Below are 14,909 nucleotides of genomic sequence, written 5' to 3'. Positions count from 1 at the left end.
GCGTCCCGCCCCGACCCTGGTGACGGTGGGTGTCCGCAGGGTGGTCGCGGCGGCCTCCCGCCCGGCCCGCCTCGCTAGGCTGGCCGGGGGACGCCGGGGCGGTACGGAAGGGAGCACGGACGTGGCGGTACGAGCGGTCCGTGGGGCCGTCCAGCTGGAGCGGGACGAGCCGCGGCATATGCACGAGCAGGTCTCCGCGCTGCTCACCGCCATCCTGGAGCGCAACGGTCTGACGCCGGACGACCTGATCAGCGTGTGGTTCACGGCCACCCCCGACCTGCACAGCGACTTCCCCGCCGTCGCCGTCCGCAAGCTCGGGATCGCCGACGTGCCGCTGATCTGCGCGCAGGAGCTCGACATCGCCGGGGCCATGCCGCGGGTGGTCCGCATCCTCGCGCATATCGAGACCGGTCTGGCGAAGTCCGATATCGCCCATGTCTACCTCGGCGCCGCCGCCGCCCTCCGTAAGGACATCGCCCAGTGAGAACCGCCCTCGTCATCGGTACCGGCCTGATCGGCACCTCCGTGGCGCTCGCCCTGGTGGGCCGCGGGGTCCGGGTGTATCTCAGCGACCACGACCCGGACCAGGCGCGTACCGCGGCGGCCCTCGGCGCCGGCACGGCGGAGGAGCCTGAGGGACCCGTCGACCTGGCGGTCGTCGCCGTACCGCCCGCGCATGTGGCCCACACCATTGCCGAGGCGATGCGCCGCGGCGCGGCGCGCGGCTTCCTGGACGTCGCCAGCGTCAAGGGCGGGCCGCGCCGCGAGCTGGAGGCGCTCGGCTGCGATCTGACCCGGTACCTCGGCACCCACCCCATGGCGGGCGCCGAGCGCTCCGGGCCGCTGGCCGGGAACGCCGACCTCTTCGAGGGGCGGCCATGGGTGCTCACGCCGACCAGCGCCGCCGGCGCCGTCACCGACACCGAGGTGCTCAACCTCGCGCTGGAGCTGGTCGCGCTGTGCCGGGCCGTGCCCGTGGTGATGGAGGCGGACGCCCACGACCGGGCCGTCGCGCTGGTCTCGCACACCCCGCAGCTGCTCTCCAGCATGGTCGCGGCGCGGCTGGAGGACGCGGACGAGACGGCGGTACGGCTGTGCGGGCAGGGCATCCGCGATGTGACCCGGATCGCGGCCTCCGACCCCGCGCTGTGGGTCGACATCCTCTCCGCCAACCCGGGCCCGGTGGCCGACATCCTCGCCGCGGTCGCCGCCGACCTCGACGAGACGGTCCGGGCGCTGCGCGCACTGCAGTCGGCCGACGAGGCCAAGCGCGGCGACGGCGCGCAGGGCATCGAGGACGTGCTGCGGCGTGGAAACGCCGGGCGCGAGCGGGTGCCGGGCAAGCACGGCGCGGCCCCGGCCGCGTACGAGACGGTGGCGGTGCTCATCGGCGACCAACCCGGCGAGCTGGCCCGGATCTTCGCCGACGCGGGCCGCGCCGGGGTCAACATCGAAGACGTACGGATCGAGCACGCGACCGGCCAGCAGGCCGGCCTGATCCAGCTCTTCGTCGAACCCCAGGCCGCGCCCGGGCTCACGGCCGCCCTGCGGGAAAAAGGTTGGTCGATCCGGCAGTAACCTTGTGCGAGGCTCTGTAAGAGGCCCGCGAAACCGCCCGTGTACCAGAAAGGTGTCTGTCACCGTGGAAACCGCCGCCCGGACCGCCCCGGCAGCAGTGATTGTCGCGATCGACGGCCCCGCGGGCACCGGCAAGTCCAGCACCTCCAAAGCCGTCGCGGTCAAGCTCGGCCTCGGCTACCTCGACACCGGCGCCCAGTACCGGGCGATCACCTGGTGGATGGTGAACAACGGCATCGACGTCGAGGACGCCATCGCCCTGGCCGACGCCGCCGCCAAGCCCGTCATCGTCTCCGGCACCGACCCGGCGGGCCCCACCGTCACTGTGGACGGCGTGGACGTCTCCGGCCCGATCCGTACCCAGGAGGTCACCTCCAAGGTCAGCGCGGTCAGCGCGGTGCCCGAGGTGCGGGCGCGGATCACCGAGCTGCAGCGGTCCATCGCCACCGAGGCGCCGCGCGGCATCGTCGTGGAGGGCCGGGACATCGGCACCACTGTGCTGCCGGACGCCGACGTCAAGATCTTCCTGACCGCCTCCGCCGAGGCGCGGGCCGCCCGTCGCAGCGGGGAGCTGAAGGGCAAGGACGCCGCGGACCTGGCCGCCACGCAGGCCGCGCTGGCCAAGCGGGACGCCGCCGACTCGGGCCGCAAGACCTCGCCGCTCGCCAAGGCGGACGACGCGATCGAGGTGGACACCACCGACCTCACCCTTGAGCAGGTCATCGAGTGCGTGGTCACTCTCGTCGAGGAGAAGCGTTCCGCGTGACCCGAACCCCCAACAGGCCTGACAAGGCCGATAAGGCTGACAAGACCGGCAAGACCGACCAGACCTCCGCCGCGTTGCCCAGCGCGAGCGGCGCCGCGGTCGGCCGCCGGATCGGCATCGGACTGATGTACGGGCTGTGGAAGCCGCGTGTGCTGGGCTCCTGGCGGATTCCGGCCACCGGTCCGGTCATCCTCGCGGGAAACCACTCCCACAACCTCGACGGCCCGATGCTGATCGGCACCTCGCCGCGGCCGGTGCACTTCCTGGTCAAGAAGGAGGCGTTCGTCGGTCCGCTGGACCCCTTCCTGCGCGGGATCGGGCAGCTGAAGGTGGACCGGGCGAGCGCCGACCGGACGGCGATCACGGACGCTCTGGGGGTGCTGGAGCGCGGCGGAGTGCTGGGGATCTTCCCGGAGGGCAGCCGCGGCGAGGGCGACTTCGCCTCGCTGCGCTCCGGGCTCGCCTACTTCGCCGTGCGGTCGGGCGCCCCGATCGTGCCGGTGGCGGTGCTGGGCACCGCGCGGCAGGGCGGGCCGGGGAGCGCGCCGCGACGCAGCCGGGTGGTGCCGGCGCTGCCGCCGCTGCGCAGCCGGATCGACGTGGTCTTCGGCGACCCCTTCGAGGCGGGCGACGGCAGCGGCCGGCGGACCCGCTCGGCCCTGGACGAGGCGACCGTACGCGTCCAGAAGCGGCTGGGAGCGCATCTGGCGGACGCCAGGCGGCTCACCGGCCGCGTCGGCCACCCATAGACGTGACACACCAGCGGGCCGTACGGGCCCGCGGCAGCTGCGGACAGCGGCGAAGGACGACGAGGAATGACTTCATGAACGACCAGATCCACACCGGCGCGGAGCACGGGGAGCTTGGCGACGCCGAGTACGCGGAGTTCATGGAGCTCGCCGCGCAGGAAGGCTTCGACCCGGAGGAGGTCGAGGGCGACCTGGCCGCGGCGGGACATGGTCCGCTGCCTGTCCTCGCCGTCGTCGGCCGCCCGAATGTCGGCAAGTCGACTCTGGTGAACCGCATCATCGGCCGCCGGGAGGCGGTCGTGGAGGACCGTCCGGGCGTCACCCGCGACCGGGTGACCTACGAGGCCGAGTGGTCCGGCCGCCGCTTCAAGGTGGTCGACACCGGCGGCTGGGAGCAGGACGTGCTCGGCATCGACGCGTCCGTGGCCGCGCAGGCCGAGTTCGCCATCGAGGCCGCCGACGCGGTGGTCTTCGTGGTGGACGCCACGGTCGGCGCCACCGACACCGACGAGGCCGTGGTGAAGCTGCTGCGCCGGGCCGGGAAGCCCGTCGTGCTGTGCGCCAACAAGGTCGACGGCCCCAGCGGCGAGGCGGACGCGGCGATGCTGTGGTCGCTGGGCCTCGGCGAGCCGCACCCGGTCTCCGCTCTGCACGGCCGCGGCACCGGCGACATGCTGGACGCCGTGCTGGAGGCGCTGCCCGAGGCTCCGGCCCAGACCTTCGGCGCCACCGTCGGCGGTCCGCGCCGTATCGCGCTCATCGGCCGGCCGAACGTCGGTAAGTCGTCCCTGCTCAACAAGGTGGCGGGCGAGGAGCGGGTGGTCGTCAACGAGATGGCGGGCACCACCCGCGACCCGGTCGACGAGCTGATCGAACTGGGTGGGGTGACCTGGAAGTTCGTGGACACGGCCGGTATCCGCCGCCGGGTGCACCTCCAGGAGGGCGCGGACTACTACGCCTCGCTGCGCACCGCCGCCGCCGTGGAGAAGGCCGAGTTGGCCGTCGTCCTGATCGACGCCAGCGAGTCGATCAGCGTCCAGGACCAGCGGATCGTCTCGATGGCGGTCGAGGCCGGGCGCGCGATCGTCGTGGCGTACAACAAGTGGGACACGCTCGACGAGGAGCGCCGCTACTACCTCGAGCGCGAGGTCGAGACCGAGCTGGGCCAGATCCAGTGGGCGCCGCGGGTCAATGTCTCGGCGCGCACCGGCCGCCATATGGAGAAGCTGGTCCCGGCGATCGAGACCGCGCTGGCCGGGTGGGAGACCCGGGTGCCGACCGGGCGGCTCAACGCCTTCCTCGGTGAGATCGTCGCCTCCCACCCGCACCCGGTCCGCGGCGGCAAGCAGCCCCGCATCCTCTTCGGGACGCAGGCCGGGACCAAGCCGCCGCGCTTCGTGCTGTTCGCCTCGGGCTTCCTGGAGGCGGGCTACCGCCGGTTCATCGAGCGCCGGCTGCGCGAGGAGTTCGGCTTCGAGGGGACTCCGCTGCAGATCTCGGTGCGGGTGCGCGAGAAGCGCGGCCGCAAGAAGTAGCCGCGCGAGCCGAAGCGGGTTCCGCGGGCGCAAGCGGTCACGGGCGGGGACGCGGGGTCAGTACCCGTGGCCCCGCCCGTCGCGCTGTCCGGACGGCAGCGCGGGCAGATAGGTGCGGTGGTGGTGTCCGGCGGGCTCCCAGGCCCCGGTGTGGCCGCTCGTGTGCCCCGTGTGCCCTGCGTGCCCCGTGTGCCCTGTGTGACCCGTATGGCCATGGCCTCCCGCATGGCCGTGCCCGCCCAGAGGACCGTGCCCGCCCGTGTGACCCGGGTAGCCGCCCGTGTGGCCGTGGCCGCCGCTGGTCAGCCCGCGGGGCTGGGCGGGCTGTCCGATGGCGCTGAACGCCGTGAACCCCAGGTCCTCCTCGTCCGAGCGGTCGCCGGGCAGGGCTCGGAACATCATCCGGTACTCCGCGTACAGCGCGTCGTAGATCGGCGTGGCGGAGGGCCGCCGGTGATCGCCCAGGGTGTCCTGCGCCGGGCGCATGGCCGGGATGTGGGCGTGTTGCAGGCCCCGGGTGGGCGGGAGCGACGCGGCCCGGGTGGGCGGGAGCGACGCGGCCCGGGAGGGTGGGGGATACGCGGCTCGGGAGGGTGGGGGATACGGGGCTCGGGCGGGAGGGTCGTATGCGTGCACGTATGTGCCAACGACCCGGCCGCCCGTCGGATGCGGGATCGGCGGTGAATGGGCCGCGTGTACGAGGTCGGCGGGGCGTGGTGCGGGCCCGGTCATGGGGTCAGGTGCCCGCGCGCGGCATGGAGGCGCCGACCAGGGCGCCGCGCGCGGCGGCCCGGTCCAGGGCGGCGCGCAGCTGGTCCTCGCGCGGCTGGTTGCCGATCGTGCCGGCCGCTGCGGCATAGAGCAGCACCTGCTGGGAGCGGCCGACGGCGGACCGCCAGCCGTCGCTCAGCGGCATCGGGTGGTGGGCCTGCCACCAGGCCACGGGCGCGCCCCCGCCCGGAGCCGGCATCAGCACGGCGTGCAACTGCCCCGCGGCCAGCAGTACGGACCACCCGGGGATGGGCGCCGGCGGCCGGCCGAGGTCGTACACCGGCAGAAAGCCCTGCTCGGTCAGGAGCGGCAGGAAGTCGTCGCCCGCGCCGCCGATGCCGGGCCGGCTGATCGGCTCGGTCGGCTCGACGACGAGCGCGGGCCGGGCCTCGCCGCCCACCAGAAGCACCCCGCTGGTGACGCCGAGCACCGCCTGCTGGGTGTCGGCGGCGGGCGGCGGGGCCTCCTCGGCGGTGATGGACCGCACGGCGCCGCGCAGCTGCTCCTCGGAGACCGGGACGACCTGGGAGGGGACACAGCTGGCGTGCGCGAAGGCGAGCACCGCCGTCTCCTGGCCCACGAAGAGCACGGTGCTGGTGCGCTCCTGGTCGGTGTTCCCGGGCGTGCGGCAGGAGGTGCAGTCGTAGCTGCCCGGGGCGTTCTCGCCGGCCAGCAGCCGGTCGGCTTCTTCGTCGCCGATCTCGGCGCGTACGTCATCGCTGACGTCGAGCATGCGCGGCACGGGTGGCTCCTCGGTATCGGTCCGTGCGCCGGGCGGTTTGCCGGCTCCATGTAGTCAACGGGCCATCCGCGGCTGGGTCACTGCACTTGAGCCTCTGATGAGCCAAGGCCGGTAAAAGTTCCGCACGTTAGCTACCAATTTGACATATGTTCAAGAACAAGACGGTGATGGAACCCAACCCAGCAACCGTTTCCCGTGTCTGACCCAGTGATAGGCGGATGAGTAAGGCTGTCCGCGGGGAAACGGTGGGAAATGGTTGGATACCGGGACGGATGCATATCTCATTCCTGATTCACAACGCGTACGGGATCGGCGGGACGATCCGGACCACGTACAACCTCGCCCGCACGCTGGGCGAACAGCACGACGTGGAGATCGTGTCGGTGTTCCGCCACCGTGACGTGCCGATCTTCGATCCTGGTCCGAACGTGCGGCTCAGCCACCTCGTGGACATCCGCAAGAAGAGCCCGACCTACGAGGGGGCGGACCCCGATCACGCCCGTCCCGCGCGGGTCTTCCCGAGGAGCGAGGGCCGGTACAAGCAGTACAGCCGGCTCACCGACCGGCGGATAGCCGAGCACCTCGGGCGGCTGGACGCCGATGTCGTCGTCGGCACCCGCCCCGGTCTGAATGTGCACATCGCCCGCGAGGCCCGCCGCGGGCCCGTGCGCGTCGGCCAGGAGCACCTGACCCTGAGCACCCACTCCAAGGCGCTGAAGCGAACGCTGCGCGGCGTGTACCCGCGGCTGGACGCGGTCACCACCGTCACCCAGGCGGACGCCGAGACGTACCGGGGCCAGATGCGGCTGCCGGGCGTACGGCTGGAGGCGGTGCCCAACAGCGTGCCCGAACCGGGCCTGGAGCCTGCCGACGGCGCCGGCAAGTGGGTTGTGGCGGCCGGCAGGCTCGCCCCGGTGAAACGCTACGACCTGCTGATACGGGCGTTCGAGAAGGTCAGCGCGGCACGCCCCGACTGGCGACTGCGGATCTACGGCGGCGGCGACCAGCGAACCAAGCTGCGGGCCCTGATAGACGAGCTGGGGCTGTACAACCACATCTACCTGATGGGCCCCGCCAACCCTCTCGACCCGGAGTGGGCCAAGGGGTCGATCGCCGCCGTGACCTCCAGCATGGAGTCCTTCGGGATGACCATCGTCGAGGCGATGCGCTGCGGTCTTCCCGTGGTCTCCACCGACTGCCCGCACGGGCCCGCCGAGATCATCGACGACGGGGTGGACGGCCGCCTGGTCCCCACCGGAGACGTCGACGCCATCGCCGCGGCCCTTTTGGACCTCATCAACGACGACGAACTGCGGCAGCGGATGGGCCATGAGGCGCTGAAGCGCTCCGCCCGCTTCGACCCGTCCCAGGTGGCCGGGCGCTACGAGTCACTCTTCACCGACCTCGTGGCGCGCGGCCCGCTGCGCGGCGCCCTGCACCGCGCCCGCGGCACCCTTCTCAGCGGTGTGTTCGCGACGAAGGACGTGGGCCACTCGATGCTCGGAAGGGTGCGTGCCGCATGACCGAGAACCTCAACCAGGCCGACCAGGCCGACACGGTCGCCGCGTTCGCTTTGCCGCGCGCCGACTGCGTAGCGGACTCAGCCGGCGGGCTCACCTTCCACGTCACCGACTGGGTTCGTCCCGGGACCCAGGCGGGCCCTGACGCCGCGCTGGTGCTGGTGCGCCGGGGCGCGGCCCCCGGCCCCGAGGACGAGGTACGGCTGCCGCTCGTGCCCACCGAGGACGGCGGGTTGCAGGCCGCGCTGCCAAGCACGGTGCCGCTGCCCGAGGGGCGCTGGGACGTCCATGCGACGCTCGGCGAGGCCGAGTCGCAGCGGCTCGCGCCGGGCCTGAACGATCTGCGCTCGCTCGTCGACCGCAGGCCGGGCCCCAGCACCTCGCCGCTGGCCGTCCGCATCCCGTATCCGACCAAGCACGGCAACCTCTCGCTGCGCAGCTGGCGCCGCGCCCCGCACGCCGAGGCGGGGGAGCTCCGCGTCGAGGGCGGCGGGCTGGTGGTGCGCGGCCGGCTGTACCGGGTGGAGCACCCGGCCCAGTGGCTGGCCGACGCGGTCGCCGAGGCCCGCTTCCGGACCGAACCTTCGCGGGTGTGGACGGGGCGGCTGGTGGCGGACGGTGCGGATGGCGCGGAGTTCTCCTTCACGCTGCCGCTCGCGGAGTTGGCGGACGGCTGGAAGGGCGGTGAGGAGGCGTGGGACCTGTGGCTGCGCCCGGCCGGCCCGGACGCGGCCCCGGCGCGGCTGGCGCGGATCCTGGACGACATCCCGGACAAGAAGGAGATCTTCACCTACCCGGCGCAGTCGGTCGCCGCTCCGCACGGCGCCGCGAAGGCCGGACCGTATTACACGGTCAACAACGACCTGGCGGTGCGCGTCGAGAGTGCCTGAGGGAGATCTGTCAGGACGGGCCGGTATTAACCTGGGCATAACGCAGGCATAAGCTGGACACAAGGGGAACTCGCACCGCGGAGGTGTGAACGATGATTCCTGTCCTTCTGGTTCTGGCGCTCGTCGTGGTCCTGTTCGGAGTCGGATTCGCGGTCAAGGCACTGTGGTGGATCGCCCTCGCGGTCCTGGTGGTCTGGCTGCTCGGCTTCCTGTTCCACAGCACCGGGGCGACCGGCCGCCGGACGCACTGGTACCGATGGTGAGAGGTGACACCAGCGGCTGACGCCGCGGATACATCGGCGGCTGACGCCGCTCGCCCGGCGTCGAGGACAGGGACGCCTCCCAGCGGGAGCTGGGGGGACCCTGTCCTCGGCGGCTGGCACACTCGGCGCCATGTTGGAGACCTCCGCACGCCTGCTCCGTCTGCTCTCCCTTCTGCAGGCCCACCGCGAGTGGTCCGGCGGCGAGCTCGCCGACCGCCTCGGGGTGACCGCGCGCACCGTGCGCCGCGACATCGACCGGCTGCGCGAACTCGGCTACCCCGTGCACTCCAGCCCCGGGACGGCCGGTGGCTATCAGCTCGGCCCGGGCGCCCAGCTGCCTCCGCTGCTGCTCGACGACGAGGAGGCGGTGGCGGTCGCGGTCGGGCTGCGCCAGGCGGCGGGCGGCGGGGTGGAGGGCATCGAGGAGACGTCGGTGCGCGCGCTCGCCAAGCTGGAGCAGGTGCTGCCGGACCGGCTGCGCCGCCGGGTGAGCGCGCTGGGCGCCTTCACCGTGCCCATGCTGGGCGGATTCCGTGGCCCCACCGTCGACCCGGCGGTGCTGACCGAGCTGGCGAACGCCTGCCGGGACTGCCACCAGCTGCGCTTCGAGTACCGCGACCACGGCGGCGCGGTCAGCCGCCGCACCGCCGAGCCGCACCGGCTGGTGGCGGCGCAGCGCCGCTGGTACCTCGTCGCCTGGGACGTGGACCGGGGCGGCTGGCGTACGTTCCGGGCCGACCGCATCACCCCGACGCCGCCGCACGGCCCGCGCTTCGCCCCGCGCCGCCCGCCCGCCGAGGACCTGGCCGCGTATGTCCGCGAGGGCGTGTCCACCACCGCGTACGCCGCGAAGGCCACCGTGCTGCTGCGGGTGTCCGCCGAGCGGGCGGCCGAGCGGGTCTCGCCGGCGGCCGGGGTGCTGGAGCCGGTCGACGAGCACAGCTGTCTGCTGCACACCGGCGCCGCGAGCCTGGACGTCATGGCGTTCCACATCGTCATGCTGGGCGTGGACTTCGAGGTGCGCGAGCCGGCCGAGCTGAAGGATCACATCCGGGACCTCAGGGACCGGCTGACTCGGGCCCTGGGCTGACCGGGCCCCGCGGCCCGAGTTCCCGCTCCGCCTCCTCGCCCGGGGCGAACCCCGGGTGGTGCAGATCGAAGGCGGGGGACTCGGAGCGGATGCGCGGCAGGGCGAGGAAGTTGTGGCGGGGCGGCGGGCAGGAGGTCGCCCACTCCAGGGAGCGGCCGAACCCCCAGGGGTCGTCGACCGTCACCTTCGTGCCGTACCTGGCGGTCTTCCAGACGTTGTAGAGGAACGGCAAGGTCGACATGCCCAGCAGGAAGGAGCCGATGGAGGAGACGGTGTTGAGGGCGGTGAAGCCGTCGGCCGCCAGATAGTCGGCGTAGCGGCGCGGCATGCCCTCGGCACCCAGCCAGTGGTGCACCAGGAAGGTGGCGTGGAAGCCGACGAACAGCGTCCAGAAGTGGATCCGGGCGAGCCGTTCGTCGAGAAGTTTGCCGGTGAATTTCGGCCACCAGAAGTAGAACCCCGCGAACATCGCGAAGACGACCGTCCCGAAGACGACGTAATGGAAGTGGCCCACGACGAAGTAGGTGTCGGTGACGTGGAAATCCATCGGCGGCGACGCAAGGATCACCCCGGTCAGCCCTCCGAACAGAAAGCTGACCAGAAAGCCGACCGCCCACAGCATCGGCGATTCGAAGGACACCGAGCCGCCCAGCATCGTGCCGATCCAGTTGAAGAACTTCACCCCGGTCGGCACCGCGATCAGGAACGACAGCAGGGAGAAGAAGGGCAGCAGCACCGCGCCGGTGGCGAACATATGGTGCGCCCACACCATCATCGACAGCGCGGTGATGGCGATCGTCGCGCCGATCAGCATCACATAGCCGAAGATCGGCTTACGGGAGAAGACCGGGATGATCTCGGTGATGATGCCGAAGAAAGGCAGCGCGATGATGTACACCTCGGGGTGGCCGAAAAACCAGAACAGATGCTGCCACAGCAGCGCGCCGCCGAACCGGGCGTCGAAGACCACCGCCCCGAACCGCCGGTCCGCCTCCAGGCACAGCAGCGCCGCCGCCAGCACCGGGAACGCCATCAGGATCATGATCGAGGTGAAGAGGGTGTTCCAGGTGAAGATCGGCATCCGGAACATCGTCATGCCGGGGGCGCGCATCGTGATGATGGTGGTCAGGAAGTTCACCGCGCCGAGGATGGTGCCGAACCCGGCCAGTGCCAGCCCCATGATCCACATGTCGGCGCCCACGCCGGGGGTGCGGACCCCGCTGCTGAGCGGGGCGTACGCGGTCCAGCCGTAGTCCGGGCCGCCCCCGGGCACCACCAGGCCGCACAGCACGATCACCCCGCCGAACAGGAACAACCAGTACGAGAACATGTTCAGGCGCGGGAAGGCCACATCCGGTGCGCCGATCTGCAGCGGCATGATCTCGTTGGCGAAGCCCGCGAAGCCCGGCGTGGCGAACAGCAGCAGCATGATGGTGCCGTGCATGGTGAAGGCCTGGTTGTACGCCTCGTTCGACATCAGCTGCATCCCCGGCCTGGCCAGCTCGGCGCGCATCACCATCGCCAGCACCCCCGCCACCAGGAAGAAGCCGAACGCGGTGATCAGATACAGATGCCCGATCTTCTTGTGGTCCGTGGTGGTCAGCCAGTCCACCAGAACCTGGCCCACGCCCGGCACCCGCGCCGGTCCGGTAGCCGCCTGCGCGGTCTCCGTCCCCATCGGCGCTCCTTTTGTGTTGTTTCGGCGGGATTGGGACTGTGGCCATGATGCGGGTGACGGGCGCGCGGGCGCGAGGGTGCGCCCCTTGCGTCACTCGGTCGGCGGCAACAGCGGCCCGAGTGGCCCAAGATCCAGATTGAGGTCCGAGCGCCCGATGTCGTAGCGCTCGCACAGCTCGCCCATGCGGTCCTCCAGCAGCATCAGCGTCAGCCCGATCCGCTCCTCTTGATCTTCCGTCAGGCCACCCTGCTCCACCCGGCGCAGCGCCTGCCGCTCCATGAGCTGCCGCAGCAGCTCGACGACCGTGAGCACCAGCCGCATCAGATCGCGCTCGACGCTCTCCTGGTCCAGCTCCAGCCTGCGGGTCACGGTTCCTCCCAGGGGGACGGCACGCTCTCGCTCACCGAGCTGATGAGCGCGCGCAGATCGATGCGTACGAGGTCGACGTCGGCGATCCGCAGGGTGAGGTCGCCGACCACGACCACACCGCCCGCCAGCAGCCGGTCCAGCAGGTCCACCAGGGCGACGGGCCGCTGGGCGAGAGGACTGGTGGGCGTCATGGCCGTCATGACGCCGCCCGCGTCTCACCCGCCGGGCCGGGAGCCACGAAGGAGTACGGCGCCCAGGGGCCGGTCAGCTCCACCCGCAGCCCCACCACCCGGCCGGCCAGCTCGCGCACCCGCTCCGCGAAGTCGGCGCTGTCCTCACGCGGCACCAGATACGCGGCGTTGAGCACATTGCGGTCCGCCTCGCCGGACAGCCGCGCGTCCTGCGGAGGGTGCAGCCGGGCCCGCTCGGCGAGCCCGGCGAGCGTGTCATGCACCAGGCGCGCGCCGTCCTCCGTACGCTGCCACCGCTGCTCGCGCGCCTGCCGCTCCGCGGTGCGCCGGCGCAGATACTCGCGGCCCGAGACCGCTCCGGAGACGGCCCGCGAAGGCGCTCGTGAAGGCGCCTGGGAGGAAGCTTGGGAGGGCGTCTGCGAGAGCGTCTGCGAGGGTGCTCGGGCGGGCGCTGTCGCGGGCGCGCCGGCCGCCGGGTTCCGGTCGGCCGGCGCCGCGTACACCTTGACGCCCCATTCGACCCGGCCCTCCAGCCGGTCCAGCGCCGCCGCGAAGCGCGCCCGCCCCTCCTCCAGCATCCGCCGCAGCCCCTCCTCGCCCCGGCAGACGGTGGCCATCCCCACCGGCACCACGCACCCGACCGCGCCCGCCGCGTTCACCACCCGCTGATGCGCGCGGGCGACCTCCTCCAGCCAGGCCAGGTCCTCGAGCCGCGCGCGCAGCGGCCCCTCCTCGAACTCCTCCGCCGGCACCGGGCTCGCCAGCACCGCGAGGCCGAGATGGTGCACGGCGCGCACCGGGCCGCCCGCGACGCCGCTCACCCCCGGCGGGACGGGGTCCGGCGCCCCGGCGCCCCGGACGACCCCGTACGCGTACTGCAGCTCCCGCGTCATGGCTTCTCCTCCCCGGTGTCATTCCCGCCGTCATTCCCGCCGTCGCCCGGCGCGTCGAGCTCGTGGCCGCGGGCGCGCGAGGACAGGGCGGGGTCGCGCTCCCACCAGTCGATGCCCATCTCCTTGGCCTTGTCGACGGAGGCCACGACCAGCCGCAATTTGATCGTGAGGAGTTCGATGTCGAGCAGGTTGATGCGGATGTCGCCCGCGATGACCACGCCCTTGTCCAGGACGCGCTCCAGGATGTCGGCCAGGTTGGCCGAGCCCTCGCCGCGCCCCGCGAGCCCGTAATAGCCCGCCGAGCCAGGGGCCGACGCCCCAGAGCCCGGGGACGCGTAGCCGGACGACCCGTACGGCGCGGTCCCGCCGGACGGCCCGGGCGCGCCGGTCAGCCCGCCGTGGCCCCGCGGGGTGGTCAGCGGATCCCGTTCGCCCATCGCTGCGCCTCCTCAAGCCGGTCGAGCAGCTCGTCCTCCCGCCGCTCGAACTCCTCCTCGCCGATCAGCCCTTCCTCCAGCCGCGCCGCCAGGTCGGCCAGCGCCCGCTGGATGTTCGCCGGGTCGTAGTACTCCCGCTCCGCCTGGGCGAGGAGCTGCCGCAACACCCAGCCGATCATCGGCGGCCCTACGACTCGACGAAGCTGTACGGCGGCAGCGGGCCGTGGATCCGCAGCTTCAGCCGCGGATGCGCCCGCTCCAGCTCGGCCACCGCCTCGGTCAGCGCGCCCCCGCCGCCCTCGCCGACCAGGAACGACAGGTTCACGAACCAGCCGCCGCTCTCCGGTCCGGGCCGCAGCTCCTCGGCGGCAGGCGCCAGCGCCTTCTCGACGAGCTGGGCGTCCCGCACCTCGCGCGCCCGCACGGCGCCCGCCATCAGCTCGCCGAAGCGCAGCCGCTCCTCGTACGTGCCCCCGCCCACGGCCCGGTTGGCCTCGGCCATCGCCCGCAGGTCCGGCTCCTCGGCGAGCACCTGATGGAGCACCGCGTCCTCGTCGTGCACCGCCTTGACGTTGTACTCCACACAGCGCGCCAGGCGCCGCAGCTGCGCCTGATAGCGGTCGGCCTGTTCGGCCAGCACCCCGCGCACGTCCTCGTCGCTGGGCGAGATGCTGCCGAACCGCATCGGCAGCACGGCCCGGTCGCCGCCCACCTCGGTCAGCACATGCTGGTGGGCGAGCAGTTCGCGCCGCTTGGGCCGCAGCTGCTCGGGGCAGTCGCTGACGATCGCGGACAACTCGCCCTCGGTCAGGGCGCGTACGGGCCGAGGTGGGTCGCCGATGCCCAGGAGCTCGTCACGCAGGTCCGGGAGCGCGCCCTGCGCTATGCCGTAGACGTAGGTGCTCACTCGCCCTCCTCGCCCTTCTTCGCCGCGGCCTTACGGGCGGCCGGGCGCCGGCCGCGGCCCTGCGATTCCTCCTCGCCCTCCTCGCCTCCGCCGGCGGGCCGGAGTGCGTCGGCGACGGAGTGGGCCGCCTTCGAGACGCTCTGCCCGACGCTCTGCCCGGCGCCGGAGAGCGCGCCCTTGGTCTTGCTGCGCGCGGCGCTCTCGGTGGCGCCGTCCAGCAGCTCGGGCAGGCCGGCGGACTTGTTGGGCCCGGCCTCCAGGTCGAGGCGGTTGCAGGCCTCGGCGAACCGGAGGTAGGTGTCCACGCTCGCCACCACGACCCGCACGTCGATCTTGAGGATCTCGATGCCGACCAGCGAGACGCGGATGAACGCGTCGATCACCAGCCCTCGGTCGAGAATCAGCTCGAGGACGTCGTACAGGCCGCTGGTGCCGCCTCCGCTCCTGGTCTGCTGTGCCGGGACAACGGTGGTCATGTCGGGTGTCTTCCTCTCGTGGCCGGCCGGGCCGCACGGGCCCGGGGCGGTGCC

At 72.5% G+C, this 14,909-nt stretch carries 18 protein-coding genes and 1 pseudogene; 9 read left to right on the top strand and 10 right to left on the bottom strand.

Annotated features, from left to right (window positions below):
* The first annotated feature begins 121 nt into the window (after positions 1-121).
* The 5 genes from aroH to der all read left to right on the top strand — a co-directional run bounded on the left by aroH (position 122) and on the right by der (position 4,628).
* Complete coding sequence (aroH, locus tag PV419_RS39590) at positions 122-484, top strand: chorismate mutase (protein ID WP_319697321.1); 363 nt, start codon at positions 122-124, stop codon at positions 482-484.
* The gene (locus PV419_RS39585) at positions 481-1,578 is read left to right on the top strand and encodes a prephenate dehydrogenase (protein WP_319697319.1); all 1,098 of its coding nucleotides are present in this window, start codon (positions 481-483) and stop codon (positions 1,576-1,578) included. Before aroH ends, PV419_RS39585 begins: the two co-directional genes overlap by 4 nt.
* Positions 1,579-1,642: 64 nt before the next feature.
* On the top strand, positions 1,643-2,344 hold the full coding sequence (gene cmk, locus PV419_RS39580; RefSeq protein WP_319697318.1) for a (d)CMP kinase: 702 nt from the start codon (positions 1,643-1,645) through the stop codon (positions 2,342-2,344).
* Positions 2,345-2,469: 125 nt separating this feature from the next.
* Positions 2,470-3,093 (top strand): lysophospholipid acyltransferase family protein, encoded by a 624-nt coding sequence (locus PV419_RS39575; protein ID WP_319697363.1) that lies wholly within the window; start codon positions 2,470-2,472, stop codon positions 3,091-3,093.
* Positions 3,094-3,167: 74 nt separating this feature from the next.
* Positions 3,168-4,628 (top strand): ribosome biogenesis GTPase Der, encoded by a 1,461-nt coding sequence (der, locus tag PV419_RS39570; RefSeq protein ID WP_319697316.1) that lies wholly within the window; start codon positions 3,168-3,170, stop codon positions 4,626-4,628.
* Between the two features lie 57 nt (positions 4,629-4,685).
* Here der and PV419_RS39565 read toward each other — a convergent pair whose 3' ends face one another.
* A complete protein-coding gene (locus tag PV419_RS39565; protein WP_319697315.1) occupies positions 4,686-5,114 on the bottom strand; it encodes a hypothetical protein in 429 nt (142 codons plus the stop codon).
* A gap of 250 nt (positions 5,115-5,364) precedes the next feature.
* Positions 5,365-6,141: a hypothetical protein gene (locus PV419_RS39560; RefSeq protein ID WP_319697314.1), complete on the bottom strand. Its 777-nt coding sequence runs from the start codon at positions 6,139-6,141 to the stop codon at positions 5,365-5,367.
* 272 nt (positions 6,142-6,413) lie between these two features.
* Between PV419_RS39560 and PV419_RS39555 the strand changes: the two genes are divergently transcribed.
* From PV419_RS39555 to PV419_RS39540, 4 genes are all read left to right on the top strand, one after another.
* Positions 6,414-7,664: a glycosyltransferase family 4 protein gene (locus PV419_RS39555; protein ID WP_319697313.1), complete on the top strand. Its 1,251-nt coding sequence runs from the start codon at positions 6,414-6,416 to the stop codon at positions 7,662-7,664.
* Positions 7,661-8,551: a hypothetical protein gene (locus PV419_RS39550; RefSeq protein ID WP_319697311.1), complete on the top strand. Its 891-nt coding sequence runs from the start codon at positions 7,661-7,663 to the stop codon at positions 8,549-8,551. The genes PV419_RS39555 and PV419_RS39550 overlap by 4 nt, the downstream gene beginning before the upstream one ends.
* A gap of 92 nt (positions 8,552-8,643) precedes the next feature.
* Positions 8,644-8,814: a hydrophobic protein gene (locus PV419_RS39545; protein WP_319697309.1), complete on the top strand. Its 171-nt coding sequence runs from the start codon at positions 8,644-8,646 to the stop codon at positions 8,812-8,814.
* A gap of 130 nt (positions 8,815-8,944) precedes the next feature.
* Positions 8,945-9,904, top strand: a complete 960-nt coding sequence (locus tag PV419_RS39540; RefSeq protein WP_415925477.1) for a helix-turn-helix transcriptional regulator — start codon at positions 8,945-8,947, stop codon at positions 9,902-9,904.
* On the opposite strand, the gene ctaD is transcribed toward PV419_RS39540, so the two are convergent.
* The 8 genes and pseudogenes from ctaD to PV419_RS39500 all read right to left on the bottom strand — a co-directional run bounded on the left by ctaD (position 9,873) and on the right by PV419_RS39500 (position 14,855).
* Positions 9,873-11,582, bottom strand: a complete 1,710-nt coding sequence (gene ctaD, locus PV419_RS39535) for a cytochrome c oxidase subunit I (protein WP_319697307.1) — start codon at positions 11,580-11,582, stop codon at positions 9,873-9,875. The two genes, PV419_RS39540 and ctaD, sit on opposite strands and share 32 nt — an antisense overlap.
* Positions 11,583-11,672: 90 nt before the next feature.
* Positions 11,673-11,951: a gas vesicle protein K gene (locus PV419_RS39530; RefSeq protein ID WP_319697305.1), complete on the bottom strand. Its 279-nt coding sequence runs from the start codon at positions 11,949-11,951 to the stop codon at positions 11,673-11,675.
* A complete protein-coding gene (locus tag PV419_RS39525; RefSeq protein WP_319697304.1) occupies positions 11,948-12,151 on the bottom strand; it encodes a gas vesicle protein in 204 nt (67 codons plus the stop codon). The genes PV419_RS39530 and PV419_RS39525 overlap by 4 nt, the downstream gene beginning before the upstream one ends.
* Entirely contained in the window at positions 12,148-13,035 is an 888-nt protein-coding gene (locus tag PV419_RS39520) for a GvpL/GvpF family gas vesicle protein (RefSeq protein ID WP_319697302.1), read from the bottom strand. Before PV419_RS39520 ends, PV419_RS39525 begins: the two co-directional genes overlap by 4 nt.
* Positions 13,036-13,091: 56 nt before the next feature.
* Positions 13,092-13,454, bottom strand: a pseudogene (locus PV419_RS53530) (gas vesicle protein); the annotation flags it as partial.
* Positions 13,451-13,651, bottom strand: coding sequence for a gas vesicle protein GvpG (locus PV419_RS39510; RefSeq protein ID WP_319697300.1), 201 nt, complete (start codon positions 13,649-13,651; stop codon positions 13,451-13,453). The gene PV419_RS39510 and the pseudogene PV419_RS53530, both read right to left, overlap by 4 nt.
* 8 nt (positions 13,652-13,659) lie before the next feature.
* Entirely contained in the window at positions 13,660-14,379 is a 720-nt protein-coding gene (locus PV419_RS39505) for a GvpL/GvpF family gas vesicle protein (protein WP_319697299.1), read from the bottom strand.
* A complete protein-coding gene (locus PV419_RS39500) occupies positions 14,376-14,855 on the bottom strand; it encodes a gas vesicle structural protein GvpA (RefSeq protein ID WP_319697297.1) in 480 nt (159 codons plus the stop codon). Before PV419_RS39500 ends, PV419_RS39505 begins: the two co-directional genes overlap by 4 nt.
* Positions 14,856-14,909 lie beyond the last annotated feature (54 nt).

The sequence above is a fragment of the Streptomyces sp. ME19-01-6 genome, from assembly GCF_033793745.1.
Classification (GTDB): Bacteria; Actinomycetota; Actinomycetes; order Streptomycetales; family Streptomycetaceae; genus Streptomyces.
The sequence above is the reverse complement of the archived record's forward strand: the minus strand, read 5'-3'. Positions and strand labels throughout refer to the sequence as shown.